At 64.5% G+C, this 16,557-nt stretch carries 17 protein-coding genes; 5 read left to right on the top strand and 12 right to left on the bottom strand.

Annotated features, from left to right (window positions below; translation table 11 throughout):
- Position 1: 1 nt before the first annotated feature.
- Positions 2-814, bottom strand: coding sequence for a formate/nitrite transporter family protein (locus AC6CDK_RS07735; protein WP_039647774.1), 813 nt, complete (start codon positions 812-814; stop codon positions 2-4).
- Positions 815-828: 14 nt separating this feature from the next.
- Positions 829-1,488 carry a YceH family protein gene (locus tag AC6CDK_RS07730; protein ID WP_192904988.1) on the bottom strand — a complete coding sequence of 220 codons (660 nt, stop codon included), beginning with the start codon at positions 1,486-1,488 and terminating at the stop codon, positions 829-831.
- 261 nt (positions 1,489-1,749) lie between these two features.
- Between AC6CDK_RS07730 and AC6CDK_RS07725 the strand changes: the two genes are divergently transcribed.
- Both AC6CDK_RS07725 and AC6CDK_RS07720 read left to right on the top strand, forming a co-directional pair.
- A complete protein-coding gene (locus AC6CDK_RS07725) occupies positions 1,750-3,519 on the top strand; it encodes a DUF4388 domain-containing protein (protein WP_192904989.1) in 1,770 nt (589 codons plus the stop codon).
- A 45-nt stretch (positions 3,520-3,564) separates the two neighbouring features.
- Positions 3,565-4,635, top strand: coding sequence for a type IV pilus twitching motility protein PilT (locus AC6CDK_RS07720; protein WP_192904990.1), 1,071 nt, complete (start codon positions 3,565-3,567; stop codon positions 4,633-4,635).
- A 5-nt stretch (positions 4,636-4,640) separates the two neighbouring features.
- On the opposite strand, the gene AC6CDK_RS07715 is transcribed toward AC6CDK_RS07720, so the two are convergent.
- The gene (locus tag AC6CDK_RS07715; protein WP_039647770.1) at positions 4,641-6,293 is read right to left on the bottom strand and encodes a fatty acid--CoA ligase; all 1,653 of its coding nucleotides are present in this window, start codon (positions 6,291-6,293) and stop codon (positions 4,641-4,643) included.
- 168 nt (positions 6,294-6,461) lie between these two features.
- Between AC6CDK_RS07715 and AC6CDK_RS07710 the strand changes: the two genes are divergently transcribed.
- On the top strand, positions 6,462-6,965 hold the full coding sequence (locus AC6CDK_RS07710) for an FKBP-type peptidyl-prolyl cis-trans isomerase (protein WP_039647769.1): 504 nt from the start codon (positions 6,462-6,464) through the stop codon (positions 6,963-6,965).
- A gap of 62 nt (positions 6,966-7,027) precedes the next feature.
- Here AC6CDK_RS07710 and AC6CDK_RS07705 read toward each other — a convergent pair whose 3' ends face one another.
- Together AC6CDK_RS07705 and AC6CDK_RS07700 are read right to left on the bottom strand one after the other, a co-directional pair.
- Positions 7,028-7,945 carry a DNA cytosine methyltransferase gene (locus AC6CDK_RS07705; RefSeq protein WP_192904991.1) on the bottom strand — a complete coding sequence of 306 codons (918 nt, stop codon included), beginning with the start codon at positions 7,943-7,945 and terminating at the stop codon, positions 7,028-7,030.
- Positions 7,946-7,964: 19 nt separating this feature from the next.
- Positions 7,965-9,569, bottom strand: a complete 1,605-nt coding sequence (locus AC6CDK_RS07700; protein WP_226048150.1) for an L-lactate permease — start codon at positions 9,567-9,569, stop codon at positions 7,965-7,967.
- A gap of 202 nt (positions 9,570-9,771) precedes the next feature.
- Between AC6CDK_RS07700 and AC6CDK_RS07695 the strand changes: the two genes are divergently transcribed.
- Together AC6CDK_RS07695 and AC6CDK_RS07690 are read left to right on the top strand one after the other, a co-directional pair.
- Positions 9,772-9,912, top strand: a complete 141-nt coding sequence (locus tag AC6CDK_RS07695) for a hypothetical protein (RefSeq protein WP_052269459.1) — start codon at positions 9,772-9,774, stop codon at positions 9,910-9,912.
- Positions 9,913-9,984: 72 nt separating this feature from the next.
- The gene (locus AC6CDK_RS07690; RefSeq protein ID WP_039647766.1) at positions 9,985-10,317 is read left to right on the top strand and encodes a cupin domain-containing protein; all 333 of its coding nucleotides are present in this window, start codon (positions 9,985-9,987) and stop codon (positions 10,315-10,317) included.
- A 20-nt stretch (positions 10,318-10,337) separates the two neighbouring features.
- Here the strand turns inward: AC6CDK_RS07690 and AC6CDK_RS07685 are convergent, their stop codons facing one another.
- From AC6CDK_RS07685 to AC6CDK_RS07655, 7 genes are all read right to left on the bottom strand, one after another.
- On the bottom strand, positions 10,338-11,150 hold the full coding sequence (locus AC6CDK_RS07685) for a protoheme IX farnesyltransferase (protein ID WP_039647765.1): 813 nt from the start codon (positions 11,148-11,150) through the stop codon (positions 10,338-10,340).
- Entirely contained in the window at positions 11,147-12,061 is a 915-nt protein-coding gene (coxB, locus tag AC6CDK_RS07680; protein WP_039647764.1) for a cytochrome c oxidase subunit II, read from the bottom strand. Before coxB ends, AC6CDK_RS07685 begins: the two co-directional genes overlap by 4 nt.
- A 9-nt stretch (positions 12,062-12,070) precedes the next feature.
- Positions 12,071-12,361, bottom strand: coding sequence for a cytochrome C oxidase subunit IV family protein (locus AC6CDK_RS07675; RefSeq protein ID WP_039647763.1), 291 nt, complete (start codon positions 12,359-12,361; stop codon positions 12,071-12,073).
- 10 nt (positions 12,362-12,371) lie between these two features.
- The gene (locus AC6CDK_RS07670; protein WP_039647762.1) at positions 12,372-12,974 is read right to left on the bottom strand and encodes a cytochrome c oxidase subunit 3 family protein; all 603 of its coding nucleotides are present in this window, start codon (positions 12,972-12,974) and stop codon (positions 12,372-12,374) included.
- Positions 12,971-14,596, bottom strand: a complete 1,626-nt coding sequence (ctaD, locus tag AC6CDK_RS07665) for a cytochrome c oxidase subunit I (protein ID WP_039647761.1) — start codon at positions 14,594-14,596, stop codon at positions 12,971-12,973. The genes AC6CDK_RS07670 and ctaD overlap by 4 nt, the downstream gene beginning before the upstream one ends.
- Positions 14,593-15,429: an SCO family protein gene (locus AC6CDK_RS07660; RefSeq protein WP_039647760.1), complete on the bottom strand. Its 837-nt coding sequence runs from the start codon at positions 15,427-15,429 to the stop codon at positions 14,593-14,595. The genes ctaD and AC6CDK_RS07660 overlap by 4 nt, the downstream gene beginning before the upstream one ends.
- A gap of 95 nt (positions 15,430-15,524) precedes the next feature.
- Entirely contained in the window at positions 15,525-16,091 is a 567-nt protein-coding gene (locus AC6CDK_RS07655) for a nitroreductase family protein (RefSeq protein WP_014551260.1), read from the bottom strand.
- Positions 16,092-16,557 lie beyond the last annotated feature (466 nt).

The raw sequence follows: 16,557 nt of genomic DNA, 5'->3' as shown, positions 1-16,557 counted from the left end.
GTTAGGCCTGCTTCCCCTCCTTTTTCAGGTGGATGAACCAGTAGGCGATGGCCACGAAGATCACCCCGCCGATGACGTTGCCGATGGTGACCGGCACCACGTTCCCCATGAATGCGCCCCAGGAAAGGCCCGGCTCCGCCGTGCCCCGGGCGCCGGCCACCAGGAGCCCGGTGGGGATGAAATACATGTTTGCCACCGAGTGTTCGAACCCGCTGGTCACGAAGGTCATGATCGGGACGTAGCAGGCGAGCATCTTGCCCCCCACGTCCCGGGCCGCCGTGGCCATGAGGACCGCCAGGCAGACGAGCCAGTTGCAGAGGATGCCCCGGATGAGGGCGGCACCGAAGGGGATCGCGCACTTGGCCGCGGCTATCCGCACCGCCTGGTCGCCCACGGCCCCGTTCTCCCAGAGCCCGGACTCCACCATGAGCCAGGCGAAGAAGAGGGATCCCGCCAGGTTCCCCAGGAGCACCACCCCCCAGTTCTCCAGCATCTTCACCCAGGTGATCTCGCCGTGCAGAACCGCCACGGTCAGAAGGCTGTTGCCGGTGAAGAGCTCGGACCCACAGATCACCACCAGCATGAGCCCCACCGAGAAGACACTTCCCCCCAGGAACCGGGCGATCCCCTGCCCCACGTGGAGCGCCGCGTCCTGGGTCACCACCGTGGCCAACTGGGCGCCGAAGGCTATGTAAAATCCTGCCAGCAGGCTCAGGAGCACCGTGCGGGCGAGGGACTGGGTCAGTACCCGCCGGCCGTTCTCAACCGTGGCGTTAAGGGCCTCGGCCGGGGTCAGGAAACGCTTGTCCGTCATGCCTCCCTCCCCTCTCACTCGAACTGGGACCTGAACTCTTCCATCACCTGCCGCAGCTCGGCCACTTCCGCCCTGAGCGCGGCCACCTCCGATTCCAGCGCGGCGAGCCGCTCATTTTCCGCCATGACCTGGAGCCGGGCCCCTTCCGGGGGCGCCGGCCGCTCTTCGGCCGACAGGTCCGGCTCGCCGGCCAGCAGGTGGGCGAAACGTGATTCCTTGCGGCCGGGCTGACGGGGAAGCCGCATGACACGGGGCGGGGTCCGTTCCGCCAGCTCGCCCAGCACCTGCTCCACGGCGGTCAAGTCCGTAAAGGGATGCATCCGCTCCGCGCGGGTACGCAGCTCGCCCAGGGTCTGGGGCCCCCGCAGGAGCAGCTCGGCAAGGATCGCCAGCTCGGCCGGGGAGAACCGCAGCCGCTCCGCCAGGATGTGGCGGTAGCGGGGAACCCGTCCCGAATCGGCCGCCTGGATCGCCACATGCTTCATTTTAAGGCCATCCAGGGCCCGCACCACCTCAGACTCCTCCAGGGCCATGACCGGGTCCCGGTTCGACTTCTGGTTGCAGGCCGTGGTGAGGCTGTTGAGGGTGAGGGGGTAGTACTCGGGGGTTGCCAGCTCCTTTTCGATCAGGCAGCCGAGAACCCGCACCTCCACGTCGTTCAGCAGTATCTCCATAGGGGCTCCTTTGTCGTTGGGGTAGGGCCCGCAGTATACCCGGAATCGGCGCCGAACGCATACGCTTTTCCGCGCCCGCTGCCGGGCGGCGGCAAGGTTTCCTCAAGCGATTCCGTTTCTTTCCGATAGGTGTACTTGAAGGATTACCCGTTATCGAGTTTAATTGAACCTGGATTCGGCTGATGAAGCCACCCGTTCCCTTCGTCTGACGGATACGGGCCCGGGCGCGTCCGGACGCCCCCTGCAAGGAGAACCGACCACATGTCTTTCACCGGCGACCTGGAACACCTGTCGATCGTCGACGTCATCCAACTGCTGCACGCCACGCGCAAGTCGGGCACCCTCACCGTGCGGGGACGCAAGGGGGAGAGCCAGCTCGTCTTCAGCGGCGGCTATATCATCAGTGCCAACCATTTCGACAACAGCGTCCGGATCGGAAACATCCTCGTGGAAGCCGGCGTCATCAGCAGGGAGGTGCTGGACCGGGCACTGCTGGAGCAGCAGCGGGCAGGAGAGGGGCGAAAACCCCTGGTTGCCACCCTCCTCGAATGGGGCAGCGTGCGCAAGGAGGACGCCTACCGGGGGCTTGAGGCCCTCATCGAACTGACAGTGGTGGAGATTCTCACCTTGAGGCGGGGCACCTTCGATCTGGACGTGAACCGGGTCACGGTTTCCGACGAATACCGCTATTTCCCGGAAAAGCTCCACGAGGAAATCACGCTCCACACGGAGAATGTCCTCATGGACGCCCTCCGCATCTATGACGAGAAAAAGCGCGACGGGCTGCTGGTGGAAGAGGAGTTTGCGGTCGGGGCCCCGGACCTCGCCGGCGATGAGACCGGCGATTTCAGCATCTCGGCCGACGACCTGGGGCTCGGCGCCCTGGAACGGATTGAGCGGAAGATCCCCCAGGTCTTTCTGGGACTGGAGGATCGCTGCCCCTCCATCCAGCGCACGATTCAGGAACTGGGCGCAGACCTGTCCGACAAAGAACAGGAGGAGCTCTTCGCCTTTCTGGGCCGGCTCGGGAACACCGCGCCGGCCGGTGGCGCGCCCACTCTCTCCGCCATCCTCTTCAGCCCGGACGACCTTTTTTCCTACTGTGTCACAACCGTCTGCCGCCAGGCGGGAATCTCCGTCGTCACGACCAGCGAGGAGCAGGACTTGGCCCCTTTGGCGGAACAGCTTTCCTCGCGGGGGGGACAAACGACCCTGATCCTCGATTCACCGGCATCGCCCGGGTTCCCCCTGCCAGCGGAAGACGCAGCCCGGCTCCTGCGCAGGGTCAGGGAGCACCATCCCCGGCTTGCACTCATCCAGCTCGCATCGCCCCTTGAGCCGGCGTTCGCTCTTCAGGCCCTGAAAGATGGGGCTGTGGCCGTGTTCCCCCGTCCCGTGCGGGATGCAAGCGGTGACACCTTCCTGGAAGACACCCTCCGGCTCCTGGACGCCCTTCCCCTCTACCTGAGGCGGCGCGGCTCGGACGGCGGCGAGGCGGCCTTGGCCCAACTCGGCAAAGCCTTCATGGAACTGCGGGCATTGCGTGAGCCACCGGAAATCGCCCAGGCCCTCCTGGGCACCGTGGCAGGCACCTTTGAGCGGGCCCTGACCCTCATCGTGCGGGAGGGGGAACTTGTCGTCGAGCGGAGTATCGGCATGGGGGGCGATCGCGCTGCCGGAACCCCGTCCTCCCTGGGCACGAGAATTCCCCTGGACCGGCCGTCGGTGCTCCGGGACGCCATTGAAAAAAGAGCTGCATTTTATGGCGAAACTGACGATGAGATAGTGAAGGGGCATCTTTTCCCCACCATCGGCGCGCCGCTCCACCCCACGGTCATCCTGCTTCCGCTGGTCTGCGGCGGCAAGGTCATCGCTCTCATCTACGGCGATTTCGGCCACAGGGGAGTAGCGCCTGTGCGCACCGAGCTGCTTGAGCTCGTGGCGGGCGAGGCGGGGTTGGTGCTGGAGACGGCGCTCTATCGCAGGAAACGGGAGCGGACGGTTCCCGAGGGGACGGCCTCCGACCGCTGAACGGTCTTTCCGGCCGCATCTTTCAGATAGCAGCGAGGTACTGCCATGGATATGAACCTTTTGTCCCAGATTCTGGGCATTGCCTTTGAAAAGCGGGTTTCCGACCTTCACTTCGAGGTGGACAATCCCCCTTTCTTCCGGGCCAAGGGGCAGTTGCTCCGCTCCAAGCTGCCGAAACTCACCCCCCAGGACACCGAGTTCATCGCCCGGGCCGTCATGGAGCAGAATCACCGGACCCTCCCCGACGAGCTGCGGGAGCTGGACGCCTCCTACTCGCTCCCCAATGGCGGGCGCTTCCGGGTGAGCATCTTCCGTCAGCGCGGGAGCATCGGCATCGTCATGAGGGTGATCCCCCCCCACGTGGGGACCTTCGAGGAACTCAACCTGCCGCCGGTCCTGGGTGAGATCGCCAAGGCCCCCAACGGCCTCGTGCTGGTCACCGGGCCCACGGGCAACGGCAAGTCCACCACGCTCGCCTCCATGATCCGCCACCTGAACGAGACCTGCACTTTCAACATCATCACCATCGAGGACCCCATCGAGTTCCTCTTCACCACGGACAAGAGCTGCATCATCCAGCGGGAGGTGGGAATCGACACGGTCGACTTCAGCGCGGCGCTCCGCTCGTCCCTGCGGATGGACCCCGACGTGATCATGGTGGGCGAGATGCGCGACCTGGAAACCATCGACGCCTGCATCAAGGCGGCGGAGACGGGCCACCTGGTCTTTTCCACCCTCCACACCCAGAGCGCCGTATCCACCATCAACCGGCTCATCGGCCACTTTCCCCCCGATGCCCAGGAGGTCCTGCGCCAGCGCCTGGCCGACATCCTGGTGGCCACCGTGTCGTTGCGGCTCATCAAGGACAAGTCCGGGGAGAACATCCTGCCCGTGGTGGAGGTGATGCGAGCCACAACCACCATCCAGGCCTGCATCCGCGAGGGGCGCCTGGACGAGATCGAGAAGCACATCGAAAACGGCCGCTCCCTCTACCAGATGCAGACCCTTGACCAGCACCTGCTGGAACTGTGCGAGAAGGACGTCATTACCTTCGACCAGGCCAAGCAGATCACCCGCTCCATGGACCTGGAGCGGAAGCTGGCCTTCACCGAGTAGCCATCCTACGCCAGGTACTTCTCCCGCAGGGTCACCTTGCTGATCTTGCCCACGCTCGTCTTGTCGATGGCATCCACGAGCCGCACCTTCAGGAGAACCACCTGTTTGCTGACCATCCCCTTGTCGGCGTACTCCCGGACAAAGTGGGCCAGGTCCTTTTCCACCACCCGGCCGGCCTCCTCGGGCTTCAGCACCACCAGGGCCAGGGGACGCTCCCCCCATTTCTCGTCGAGCTGACCGATGACCGCCACTTCGGCCACGGCAGGATGATGGGCCAGGATGTCCTCCAGCTCCAGCGAGGACACCCACTCCCCCGCCACCTTGATCACGTCCTTGGTCCGGTCGGTGATCCGCACGTATCCCCGCTCGTCCCGCACGGCCACGTCACCGGTGTGGAGGAAGCCTCCCTCCCAGAGCTTTTCCGAGGTGCGGTGGTCCTTCAGGTACCCCTGGGTCAGCCAGGGGGCGCGCACCACGATCTCGCCGGCGCTCCGGCCGTCCCGGGGCTGCTCGGCGCCGGATTCCGGGTCCACCACCCGCAGGTCCACGAACGGAAGCGACAGACCCGTGAGGCAGCGGATCTCGGCCTGCTGCGCCGGCTCCCTCGCCAGCATTTCAGGCGTGAGGCGCGAGATGGTCAGGATGGGGCAGGTTTCGGACATGCCGTAGCCGGTGAAAACATCGATGCCGCGCTCCAGCGCCTCGCAGCAGAGGGCCCGGGACATGGCGGCCCCGCCGATGATCATCTTGAGCCCTGCCAGGTCCACCCGTTTGGCATGGGGATGCCTGAGGAGCATGTGGAGGATGGTGGGAACGCAGTGGGTGAAGGTGACCCGTTCCTTTTCGATGAGCTCCAGGAGCAGGTCGGGCGAGTAGCGCCCCGGATAGACCTGCTTGATGCCGAGCATGGTGGCCAGGTAGGGCATGCCCCAGGCATGGACGTGGAACATGGGGGTGATGGGCATGTAGACGTCCCCCTGGTGGAGGCGGCCATGGGCGGAGGCCGTGCCGAGGGATGCCATGACCCCCAGGGTGTGGAGCACCAGTTGACGATGGCTGAAATAGACCCCCTTGGGGAGGCCGGTGGTGCCGGTGGTATAGAAGGTGGTTGCCCGGGAGTTCTCGTCGAAATCGGGAAACTCATAGTCGGTGGCAGCCTCGGCCAGGAGCGCCTCGTACTCCCCCACAAAGGGGATGTGGCTTTCGGGCATCATCTCCTCGTCGGTGAGGAGCACATACCCCCGCACCGTGCCGATCCTGCCCCTGATCTGCTCAAGGATGGGGAGGAACTCGCCGTTCACCAGCAGCAGATCGTCCTCGGCATGGTCGATAGTGTAGAGGATCTGCTCCGGCGAGAGGCGGACGTTGATGGTATGGAGCACAGCGCCGATCATGGGCACGGCGAAAAAAAGCTCCAGATAGCGGTGGCTGTCCCAATCCATGACCGCCACGGTATCGCCCGCCTTGACCCCCAGGCCCGTCAGGACGTTGGCCAGGCGCCGGACCCGCTGGCGCACGTCGCGGTAGGTGTGACGGACCACGCCCCGGTAGATGATTTCCTGGTCCGGGTTGTCGACCACGGGGTTGCGGAACAGGTTCTTGATGAGCAGGGGATAGTCGTAGGCCGAGGGGGTGCGGGGTATCAGGGTATCGGTCATGGCGGAACTCCTTTGGTCCGGGAATGGCGTGGCCGCTCATCTTACACGATTTTAACCGCGAAGGCACCGGGTTAACCGCCGGCCGGCACGATTTTTTGGTGGACTGTTTACCCCTCGCACCTGTACTCTAGAGAGGCAGAAACATCATTACACAAAAAGGGAACAACAATGGCACAAGCACAAAAAGGTGACCGGGTAACGATCGATTTCACCGGCACCCTGGAAGACGGAACGGTTTTCGACAGCACCCTCGAAGGGGCTGGATGCGACACGGACGATTGCGAATCCGATGACTGCGGCGACGGTGGCTGCGGCTGCGGTTGCGAGGAGAGCGGCCCCATGGCCCTGACCATCGGGGGTGGCGAGTTTTTCGAGAAGATCGAGGAGGCGCTGATCGGCATGGCCCCGGGTGAGAAGAAGACCGTGGTCATCCCGGCGGTGGAAGGCTTCGGCGAGTACGACGAGGAGAAGGTCTTCACCGTGGAGCGCTCCGATCTCCCCCCCGACCTGACCCCCGAAGTGGGGCAGGAACTGGTCATCTCCAACGAGAACGACGAGGACTTCGGCGTAACCGTGGTTGAAGTGACCGACGAAAGCGTCACCTTCGACGCCAACCACCCCCTGGCGGGCGAGGACCTCACCTACGAATTCCAACTGGTGGAAATCCTCTAGCTCCTCCCTTCTTCACCACAAAAAGGCGGCCTTGAGCCGCCTTTTTTCATTTCTCTCCCCGATCACCCCTCCTCAGCCGGCAACGGCAACGCCCGAAGCACCTCCCGCACCGCGGCCACGGACAGACTGTTCCCCACCAATTGCCAGCGCTTGCGCAGCGGCACCTCTTCCGGAAAGCGGAACGACAGGGGAAAATGCAGGAGGCGGGCGATCTCCTCGGGAGAAAATCGCCTGACACCGTCGTTGCAGCGCAGGTAGGCCCCCGACGCCGTGAGGGACCTGCCGTAGCCCGAAGTGAAGCAGGTGGTGTAGGCATCGGAATCGGCGGGATCGAGAATGCGGAAGCCGGCACCGAACCGTTCCACGATGGAGGGGGAGAGCAGGAGTTCGGCCGGCTGACCGTTTGCCGGCAGGGGATCAAGGTACTCGGCCAAGGGCTTGCGGGGCAGTGGCGAGGATGTCTCCACCGATGCCAGGGCTTGCCGGGAGGCGGCCAGATAGTAGCGGGGGCGACGGGAGGGGATGCCCAGCTCCGTGGGGCAGAGCAGCCGCTCCTGCAGCCGGTATCCCCGTGACGCCAGTACCTCGGTGAGCCGGCCGTGGGCTTCGGAGCCGACGAAGCCGGCAACGTTCTCCAGGGCCAGATGGCGCGGCAGAGCCTCATCGGACATCCTGGCGGTCAGATCAAGGATATGCACGAGGCTCCGGGCGCGGGGATCGGCCAGATCCCGGCGGACGCCCCGTTCGCAGTAAGGCTGGCACGGGGGTGACAGCCACCAGAGGTCTACCCCTCCTGCGGTCAACTCCCAGGCGCTCACCCGCTCCAGATCCACCTTCCGCGCACCGTGGCCGGGAAAATTGAGCCGGTAGGTGGCAAGGGCCGCGTCGTCCTGATCCAGGGCCGCCACCACGTGGACGCCCGTCCCCTCCACCGCGGCGGCGAAGCCGCCGATGCCGCAGAAAAGTTCAACCGCCCTCATCCCCGCCCCTCCGGGCTCACTAAACTCTCCCCATGCCGTTGACCGTGAGCAGAACAACCACAAACAGGGAGGTGACCAGGGTGAGCAGGAGCGCGAAGACAAAGGCGATGCGGATCACCTTCCCCTCCTCGCCGATCCTGTCGATGGCTGCGGCAGCGTTCTGGAGCTTGGCGGGCGAGATGACGCTGGCAAGCCCGCCGCCGAAGGCGAGCCCCGCCGTGACTATGATCAGCCCCGACAGCGGCATGTCCAGGTTCTTGGCCGTGGTCATGGTGTACTTGGCGAACATGGCGATGGTCGATGCCTCGCTGCCGGTGATGAACCCGCCGAAGAGCCCGATGAACGCTACAACCTCCCCGTACATCCCCTGGAAGGCCAGGGCCGAGGAATCGGCCAGCACCTTGACCATGCTCGGCACCACGAACCGGTCCGCCGCCATGTCGTAGCCCGCCATGTTCATGATCTCGCCGATGGCGAAGAAAACGGCTGCCGCGAACACCGGCCGGGGTGCCCGCCGGGCCCAGACCCGGAGCGTTTCACGGAGCTGCTCCCCCGTGGGCTTCAGGAACGGCACGGCCAGGATGGTGCTGACCAGGATCCAGGTGTAGGCCTGCCACAGGGCCCGCGTGTCCAGGGGCTTGCCGTCGGCCGTGAGGCCCGTGATGGGCAGTTTCATGGTCCGGTAGAGCCAGGAGAAAAGGTCCTGGGGAACGTTCAGGACGAGAATAAGGATAACGAGGAGGGTCCACGGCATGAAAGCCCGCCAGAGGGGCATGGCTGCGGCGAATTCCCGCTCCTCGGCGGAGAGGAGGGAGCGGTCGATCACTTTGCCGCCGGTGACAACCAGGTAGGCCGCCATGGCGGCAATGACGGCGATGCCGCAGAGGACGCCCGTCAACACCACCAGGTTGTCGTACTGGTTGGTGAAGCGGGCCACCACGCCGATGACCGCGCCGGTGAGGAGGCAGGGGAGCCACCCCTCCCGGATCGCCTGCCATTTCCCCACGATCCAGAGCATGCAGAACCCGATCATGGTGGAAACCACCGGCAGAAACATGTAAAAGACCATGCCGGCCTGGTGAAGGGCGATCTCGTTCCCCTTGCCGAGAAAACTGTTGGCGAGATCCACGAAGACCACGATGGGCGCGCCCAGGAGCGCATAGGTGCAGAGGGAGTCATAGCCGATGGCCGGCAGGGCGATGGCCACGTAGGTGGAGTAGCCCATGGCCAGCAGGATCGGCGGCAGGATCGAGACCGGCGTGGCCCCCACGGCCACCATGAGGGTCCCGAAGCCGATGTTGATCATCATGATCTGCACGGCCCGGTTGTCGCTGGCAATGGTCCTGATGAAGATGGTGATCCGCCGGAGCGCGCCGGTCTTCTCCATGAGCGCCATCTGAAGGAGCGACGTGGCCACGATGAGCGACACGGAAAAGGAGCGGATAAAGCCGGCGGCGGTGGAGCGGATGATGACTTCCGGCGTGGTCTGGAATCCAAGCCAGGCCACCACCGAGATGGCGAACCAGCCGATGATGCCGCTCACATCGGCGGCCTTGCGGAACACCAGAAGCATGACGAGGATGACTACGATGGGGAGCAGGGTCAGCAGCAACGGCAGGGTCAAGGGAATAACCTCCAGTAACATACCGGCCCCTCAGGAGCCGGGGGCGGTGCATCGACAGACCGCCGCACAGCATACACCCGGCACCGCCGGCGAGGCAACCCCCCACGGAAGACCGCTCGCCCTTGACCTGCATCAAGGCCATCGCGGGCCGGCGGTGCTATCGTACCAGACGTGACAGCGCCATCACCGCAGGAGGAATGCCATGACCACGAGCGAACTGATCGCCACCGCAACCATCTGGGCCCTGACTGCCGTCGGGGGGTTCTTTGCCCTGCGGGGTATCTGGCGGCGGCGCCGGCACGGAGCCGCTGTGGCGGAGAAGGACCGCAATCGGCTTCCTTGACTCCCGTCAATGGCGATCGGCCCAGGATACGGCATACTGTACCCATACCATCACGAAGCACGGGAGGCTATCATGAGCACAGGGAACGAAACACTCGCGGGACGCGCCATCGGCATGGCGGAACTGGCCCAGTACCAGCCCGGTTCGGTCGTGAGCCGCACCCTCATCGACAAGAAGATCGGCACCATAACCCTGTTCGCCTTTGACGAAGGCCAGGGACTCAGCGAGCACACGGCCCCCTATGACGCCTTTGTCCAGATCGTGGACGGCGTCGCCGACATCACCATTGACGGCCAGGTCCACCGGGTCGCTGCCGGCCAGATGATCATCATGCCCGCGGATCGCCCCCACGCCCTGAGGGCCGTGGAACGGTTCAAGATGCTGCTGGTGATGATCAGGGCCTGACGGGCGCCGGCGCTGCTCCGCTATCCGAGGAGCAGCGCCAGGGTCATCAGGAGTGGGAATGCGTTGAGCCAGGGAAAGAGGGTCCTTTCGGAGCGAGAACGGCAGGCCGGGAGGAGCAGGAGCGGCACCGCGGCGATCCACGGGGCCATGTGCGGACCCATGAGGCCGAAGGCGGGGAGGAGCAGGACGCTGGCCGCGAGCGCGGCCAGCCAGAGCCGCACGTGGGAGGACGGGTCGCGCCCCCCCGTCCCCGGGATGAACAGCGGGATGCGCGCCCGCCGGTAGTCGTCGGCGTGACGCCGCTGGAACAGCCAGAAGTGGGGAACCTGCCAGAGAAAGAAGATGCCCGCCAGGAGGATGATCCGATAGTCTCCGGGCGCGCCCCCGGCAAGGGTCCAGCCGATCACCGGCGGGAGTGCGCCGCTCACGGCCCCGATGGCCAGGGCCAGGGAGGTGCGGCGCTTGAGCGGCGTATAGACCGCCAAGTACCAGGCGAGCGCCACGGCACCGAGCAGCGGGGGGACGGGGCCGCCAACGGCAAGCAGCAAAAGGCCCGCCCCGATGCAGGCACAGCCAAGGGCAGTGGCCATGGCGGGAGAGAGATCGCCCCGGGGCAGGGGCCGTTGCCGGGTTCGCTCCATGAGGCGGTCCAGGTCCCGCTCCAGCACCTGGTTGAGGGCCGAGCCCCCGGCGGCCAGGATCGCGACGCCCGCCAGCGCCGCCCAAAGAGTCGCATGTGCGGCATGGGGGGCGAGGGCATGTCCCGCCACCGCCGCGATGCCATTCAGCAGCGCCAACCGGGGCCTGAAGAGAACAAGGGCCCGCCGTATCACTTGAGCTCCCTGATGAATTCCACCATCTCCTCCACCTCTTCATCGCTCAGGCCCGGATAGGGCGGCATGACCGGCGGGAATCCCTTGACCACCTGGGCCGCCGGCTGACGGATGGAACGCACGAGGTATGCCTCGTCCACGGTCAGGGTCCGCTCGACGCCATCCTCCGTCACGGCCACCTGGTGGCCCCAGATCCCCTTGAGCGTGGGTCCCACCCGAAGGGATCCGTCAACGGAGTGGCAACCCAGGCAGCCATGCTTCTCCAGCAGTTCCCGCCCATGGCCTTTCCCTTCCGCCTCCCTGTCCTCCCCATGGCTGAGCCAGACCCGGAATTCCTCCTCGGGAACCGCCTCCACGGAGGTGATCATGGCCGAGTGGCCGGTGCCGCAGTAGACCGAGCAGAAAATATCGTAGGAGCCGGCCTTGGGAGCCACGAACCAGACATGGTTCTTCATCCCCGGCACCACGTCGCGCTTCACCCGGAAGGCGGGGATGTAGAACCCGTGGAGCACGTCCCTGGACACCAGATCGACCCGCACCGGCTTGCCCACCGGCACGTAGAGGCGGGGGCTCGTCCTGCCGCCGGGGTACTCGAAGCTCCAGGACCACATGCGGGCAACGGCCGTCACCTCCATGGCCCCCGGCGGCACGTGGCGGAGCGACAGGTAGCCGGACCAGCCGTAGTAGAACATGGCCAGCACCAACACCGTGGGGAGGGCCGTCCAGACGATCTCCAGCCGGAGATTCGACGAAGCCTGCGACGTGGGTTCGGGTGACCGGGAACGGTGGTAGCGGATGACAAAGGCCACCATGACCACCGTGATACCGGTCAGGAGGAGGATGCAGGCACCCAGGATGAACATGAAGACCGGATCGACGGCTTCGGTTGTGGTGGTCGGGAAATCGCGCACGTCAATCCCTCAGCGGTAGAGCACATCGAAAAAGGTTAATCCGATGAACAGGGCCAGGGTCACCAGGGCCAGGAAGAGGAGCCACCGCAGGAGCCTCCCCTCGTATTTCATGTGCATGAACACGGCGATTACGAGCCCCCCCTTGGCTGAGGCTATGGCCAGGGCCGCCGCGACCTTGTATCCCCCCAGATCGAGCCGCGTCACAAAGACCGTGGCCCCGGTCAGGAGGAGAAGCGCTGCCCAGACCGAGGCCAGGGTGCCGTAGCCGACGGGGCGGTGGGTTGTGGAACCGGATGTCATGTCAATCTCCTCACAGCATGAGGTAGTAGAGCGGAAAGATGAAAATCCAGACCAGGTCCACCAGGTGCCAGTAGAGGGCGCCGTTCTCAAGCCAGATGTAATCGCCGGCATGAACCCGACCTTCCTTGACCCGCCGCGCCACCACCGCCAGCAGGACTCCGCCGATCAGGACATGGAGCCCGTGAAGCCCGGTGGTGAGGTAGTAGAGACCGAAGAAGACCGACTCCCCCGGCGGTCCGGCGGCCAGGTCCGGCGAGCCGGGATAGATGCCGTGGCCGATCTTGGCGCTCCACTCCGCGTACTTGATGACCAGGAAGAGGCCGGCGCAGACGATCGTCCCCCCAAGCGCCCGGAACGCCACGCGCCCCTCGTCCCGCTGGACCGCCGTTACCGCCAGGGCCGCCAGGAGGCTGCTGGTGAGAAGGATCGCCGTATTGGCCGTGCCCAGGACCAGGTCGAGCCGGTGCCCGGCAACGGCGAACTCCGCGGGGTAGCGGTGGAGATAGACCGCATAGAGGATGAAGAGCCCGCCGAAAAGGAGCATCTCCGTAAAGAGAAAGAGCCACATGCCGAGCTTGGCCCCGGCGTAGTCCCGGTGTGTGGCGTGGCTCATGGGGCCCCCGCTCCCTTGAAGTCATAGGGTCCGTGGGTCACCACCGGTTCCTCGGCAAAGTTCTCCGTGGGGGGCGGGGTCGGCACGGTCCACTCCAGGGTCGCGCCCCCCCAGGGGTTCGCCTCGATCACTGGCTCTCCCTTCCACAATCCCCGGAACAGGTTCACCACCATTACCGCGAGCCCCAGGGCCAGGATCCAGCTCCCGATGGTGGACGCCAGGTTGAGGGCCGCGAACTCGGGGAGGTAGTCGTAGTAGCGCCGGGGCATCCCCTTCATCCCGAGGACCTTCATGGTGAAATAGAGAATGTTGAACCCCACGAACATGAGGGCCCAGGCAACGACCGCCGGCCGGCGGGCGTACATCCGGCCGTAGAACTTGGGCAGCCAGTAGTGCATGGCCGCGAAGAAGGCGAAGCCGGCGCCGCCGAACATGACGTAGTGGAAGTGCCCCACCACGAAGTGGGTGTCGTGCACGTGAATATCGGTGGCGGCTGCCCCGAGAACCAGCCCGGTCAACCCGCCGATGGAAAAGAGGAGGATAAAGGAAAGGGCGAAGAGCATGGGCGGGTCCAGGGAAATGGATCCCCGGTAGAGGGTGGAGACCCAGTTGAAGACCTTGATGGCCGAGGGAATGGCCACGATGAAGGAGAGGAAGGAGAAGACCAGTACCGCCGTATCGCTCATGCCACTGGTGAACATGTGGTGTCCCCAGACGAGCGACCCGGCCGCGGCGATGGCAAGGCTGGAGAAGGCGATCATCTTGTAGCCGAAGATGGGTTTTCGGGCAAAGACCGGGATGATCTCCGACACCACTCCCATGGCAGGCAGGACCATGATGTAAACCGCCGGGTGGGAGTAGATCCAGAAGAGGTGCTGGTACATGATGGGATCACCCCCCCGGCTCGGGTCGAAGAGGCCGACCCCCAGGATCCGCTCGGCGATGATCAGGACCAGGGTGATGCCGAGGATCGGCGTGGCCAGGATCTGGACCCAGGCCGTGGCGTAGAGGGACCAGACAAAGAGGGGGAGCCGCCCCCAGCTCATCCCTTCCGCCCGGAGCCGGTGGATGGTGGTTACGAAATTGATCCCGGTCAGGATGGAGGAGAATCCGACAATGAAGACCCCGAAAACCGCCAGGGAAACGTTGGTGGCCGTGCGACCGCTGAAGGGGAGGTAGAAGGTCCAGCCGGTGTCCGGCGGGCCGCCGCCCGTGACGAGGGAGAGGAGGATCACCCCGGCTCCGGTGGCATAGAGCCACCAGGAGAGGAGATTCAACCGGGGAAAGGCCACGTCCCGGGCTCCGATCTGGATCGGCATCAGCATGTTGCCGAAGGCGCCGGGAATGCCGGGGATGATGAAGAGAAAGATCATCACCACGCCGTGTACGGTGAAAAAGGCATTGTAGGCATCGGGCCCCATGATGGTGCGCCCCGGCGCCATCAGCTCAAGCCGGAGGATGAGCCCCAACACGACCCCCACCAGGAAAAAGCCGAAAACCGACCAGAAGTAGAGCAGCCCGATCCGTTTGTGGTCGGTGGAGAGAAGCCAGGCGCCGATACCGCCCTTTTCCGTATCGCTCCAGAAGCCGGCAGCGGAGCCTGTCCGTTCAGACCGGTTCATGATCCTCCCTTGCGCTGCCGTGCGCCCGTTCTCCCCGTTGTCAGCAGAAAGGCGAGAAATGCCCCGGCTGTCAGGATGACTACCGTGGCGCTCACGCGCAGCAGGTTGAAGACATAGGTTTTCTGCTTCGGATCAAAGGAAAAGCAGTATCCCACCACCGTCCGAATGGTCTTGCCGACTTTCCCCTCCCGCGCCTCCAGCAAGGCCAGGGTCACATCCTTGGGCAGGAAGGAGGTCCCGTAGAGATAGCGGATGATGGTGCCGTCCCCGGCGATCACCACGCTTGCCACCGGATGCACGAAGTCGCGCCCCTTCCGCTGGAAGCGGTAACCGATCGCGTCGGTCAGCCGGCGGATATTCGCCGCGTCACCGGTCAGGAACCGCCAGCCGTCCTCAGGGAACGGCGTGGTGATGGCCCCCTGGTAGATCCGCCGATAACGGGCAGCCAGATCGGGCGGTTCCGTCTCGTCGAAACTGACGGAGATTACCCGGTACTCATCCCCCGGTTTCCGCCGTATCTCGGGGATCACCGCTGCCATGCCGTTCTGGAGGAAATTGCAGACATTGGTGCAGCGGTAGTAAACGGGCAGGATGATCGTCGGTCCCGTAACCAGGTCCGCCAAGCGAACCGGCCGGCCGGCTTCGTCGTTGAACGTCAGATCGAGGGGTATCTTCTCCCCCAACCGCTCGGCGACTCCCACGCCGACTGCCTCCGCCGCAACCGGCGCAGCATGGTGATGGTGCTCTTCAACCGGCGAGGATCCGTCGGTGGCCGCGCCACCGTGCAGGGGCAGCACCAGGGCCAGGCAGAGGACAACGAGATATCGTAGCACCCTTCCCTCCGTCATGGACGCCGGAACCTGTCGAGGGCCGGTGCGGGAACGGTCTGTTCTGCCGGTCCCGCACCGGCTTCCGTTGCAACGGCCGGCTAGGATTTCCACTTGCCCTGGAACACGATCTCATCCAGGGGCTTGCGCGCCGGACCCGATTTTGCCGGGGCCTCATCCCGGGGATAGCCCAGGGGGAAAAGCCCCACGATCCTGATCTCCGGCGGGATGTCCAGGAGGTCGCCGAGCTGTTCCTCGTCGAAAACGCCGACAAACACCGAGCCGAGTCCCACGGCATGGGCAGCGAGCATGAGGTTTTCCGTGGCGATCCCCACGTCCGTCATGTAGTACTGCTGCCCGCGCAGATCGCCCGACTCGCCGGGCACGCCGCAGGCAACGATCACCACCGGCGCTTCGGCGAGCGCCTTCTGGGCCGGGTTGGTCCGGTAGCCGAGCGGCGCGAAAAATGCCTCCACGAACGACAACTCGCTGATCTTTGCCTTGATTTCGGCATCCTGCACCACCACGAAACGGCTGCACTGCATGTTCGCCCAGGAGGGCGCCTGCCGTGCCGCCTCCAGCACCGTCTGAAGCTTTTCCGGCTCCACCGGCCGGTCGGAAAACGCCCGCACGCTCCGTCGCGTCCTGATTGCTTCAAGAGTATCCATGTGCATGCCTCCTTGTCGGTCAATGCCAGTTTTTGCTTGCCCCAGGGGCTCGACGGCCCGGGCTCTTCCCGGGAGAAAACGCCCGCTCAAAACAAAGAATCGCTCAGAACTGTCGGCACCACCCTGAGGCAAAGTAGAACTAAGTTTACCGGTAGCCGGCCTCCGACGCAAATCAGGAAGGCATTTTCCAACTGAAATCGCGACAATTGCAACTCATGTTCTGCATGCGGCAGTCAGTCGCGGCAATGGGCCGAAGATACCCGGTTGTAACAAAAGGCCCCCATGAACTCAAAGTGCCCGTTATCAAAATAAAATTTCGTTTCCCAAGAATAAGTCATGCAATTACAGCATGTTATAGTATAAATAAAATCAGTATACATATTAAAACCAAATGGCAGTCTATACAGCGACACAATGCACTTGTAACATATTGTTTTGTTGTGACTTTTTTCACATCACCCCTTGC

The organism is Geobacter sp. PheSNFMC (assembly GCF_059620965.1).
This window is presented reverse-complemented; position numbering and strand designations above follow the sequence as displayed.

Excerpts from the sequence above, each read along its gene's own strand:
- AC6CDK_RS07735 (WP_039647774.1), bottom strand. The coding sequence starts at position 814 with ATGACGGACAAGCGTTTCCTGACCCCGGCCGAGGCCCTTAACGCCACG.
- AC6CDK_RS07730 (WP_192904988.1), bottom strand. The coding sequence starts at position 1,488 with ATGGAGATACTGCTGAACGACGTGGAGGTGCGGGTTCTCGGCTGCCTG.
- AC6CDK_RS07725 (WP_192904989.1), top strand. The coding sequence starts at position 1,750 with ATGTCTTTCACCGGCGACCTGGAACACCTGTCGATCGTCGACGTCATC.
- AC6CDK_RS07720 (WP_192904990.1), top strand. The coding sequence starts at position 3,565 with ATGGATATGAACCTTTTGTCCCAGATTCTGGGCATTGCCTTTGAAAAG.
- AC6CDK_RS07715 (WP_039647770.1), bottom strand. The coding sequence starts at position 6,293 with ATGACCGATACCCTGATACCCCGCACCCCCTCGGCCTACGACTATCCC.
- AC6CDK_RS07710 (WP_039647769.1), top strand. The coding sequence starts at position 6,462 with ATGGCACAAGCACAAAAAGGTGACCGGGTAACGATCGATTTCACCGGC.
- AC6CDK_RS07705 (WP_192904991.1), bottom strand. The coding sequence starts at position 7,945 with ATGAGGGCGGTTGAACTTTTCTGCGGCATCGGCGGCTTCGCCGCCGCG.
- AC6CDK_RS07695 (WP_052269459.1), top strand. The coding sequence starts at position 9,772 with ATGACCACGAGCGAACTGATCGCCACCGCAACCATCTGGGCCCTGACT.
- AC6CDK_RS07690 (WP_039647766.1), top strand. The coding sequence starts at position 9,985 with ATGAGCACAGGGAACGAAACACTCGCGGGACGCGCCATCGGCATGGCG.
- AC6CDK_RS07675 (WP_039647763.1), bottom strand. The coding sequence starts at position 12,361 with ATGACATCCGGTTCCACAACCCACCGCCCCGTCGGCTACGGCACCCTG.
- AC6CDK_RS07670 (WP_039647762.1), bottom strand. The coding sequence starts at position 12,974 with ATGAGCCACGCCACACACCGGGACTACGCCGGGGCCAAGCTCGGCATG.
- ctaD (WP_039647761.1), bottom strand. The coding sequence starts at position 14,596 with ATGAACCGGTCTGAACGGACAGGCTCCGCTGCCGGCTTCTGGAGCGAT.
- AC6CDK_RS07655 (WP_014551260.1), bottom strand. The coding sequence starts at position 16,091 with ATGGATACTCTTGAAGCAATCAGGACGCGACGGAGCGTGCGGGCGTTT.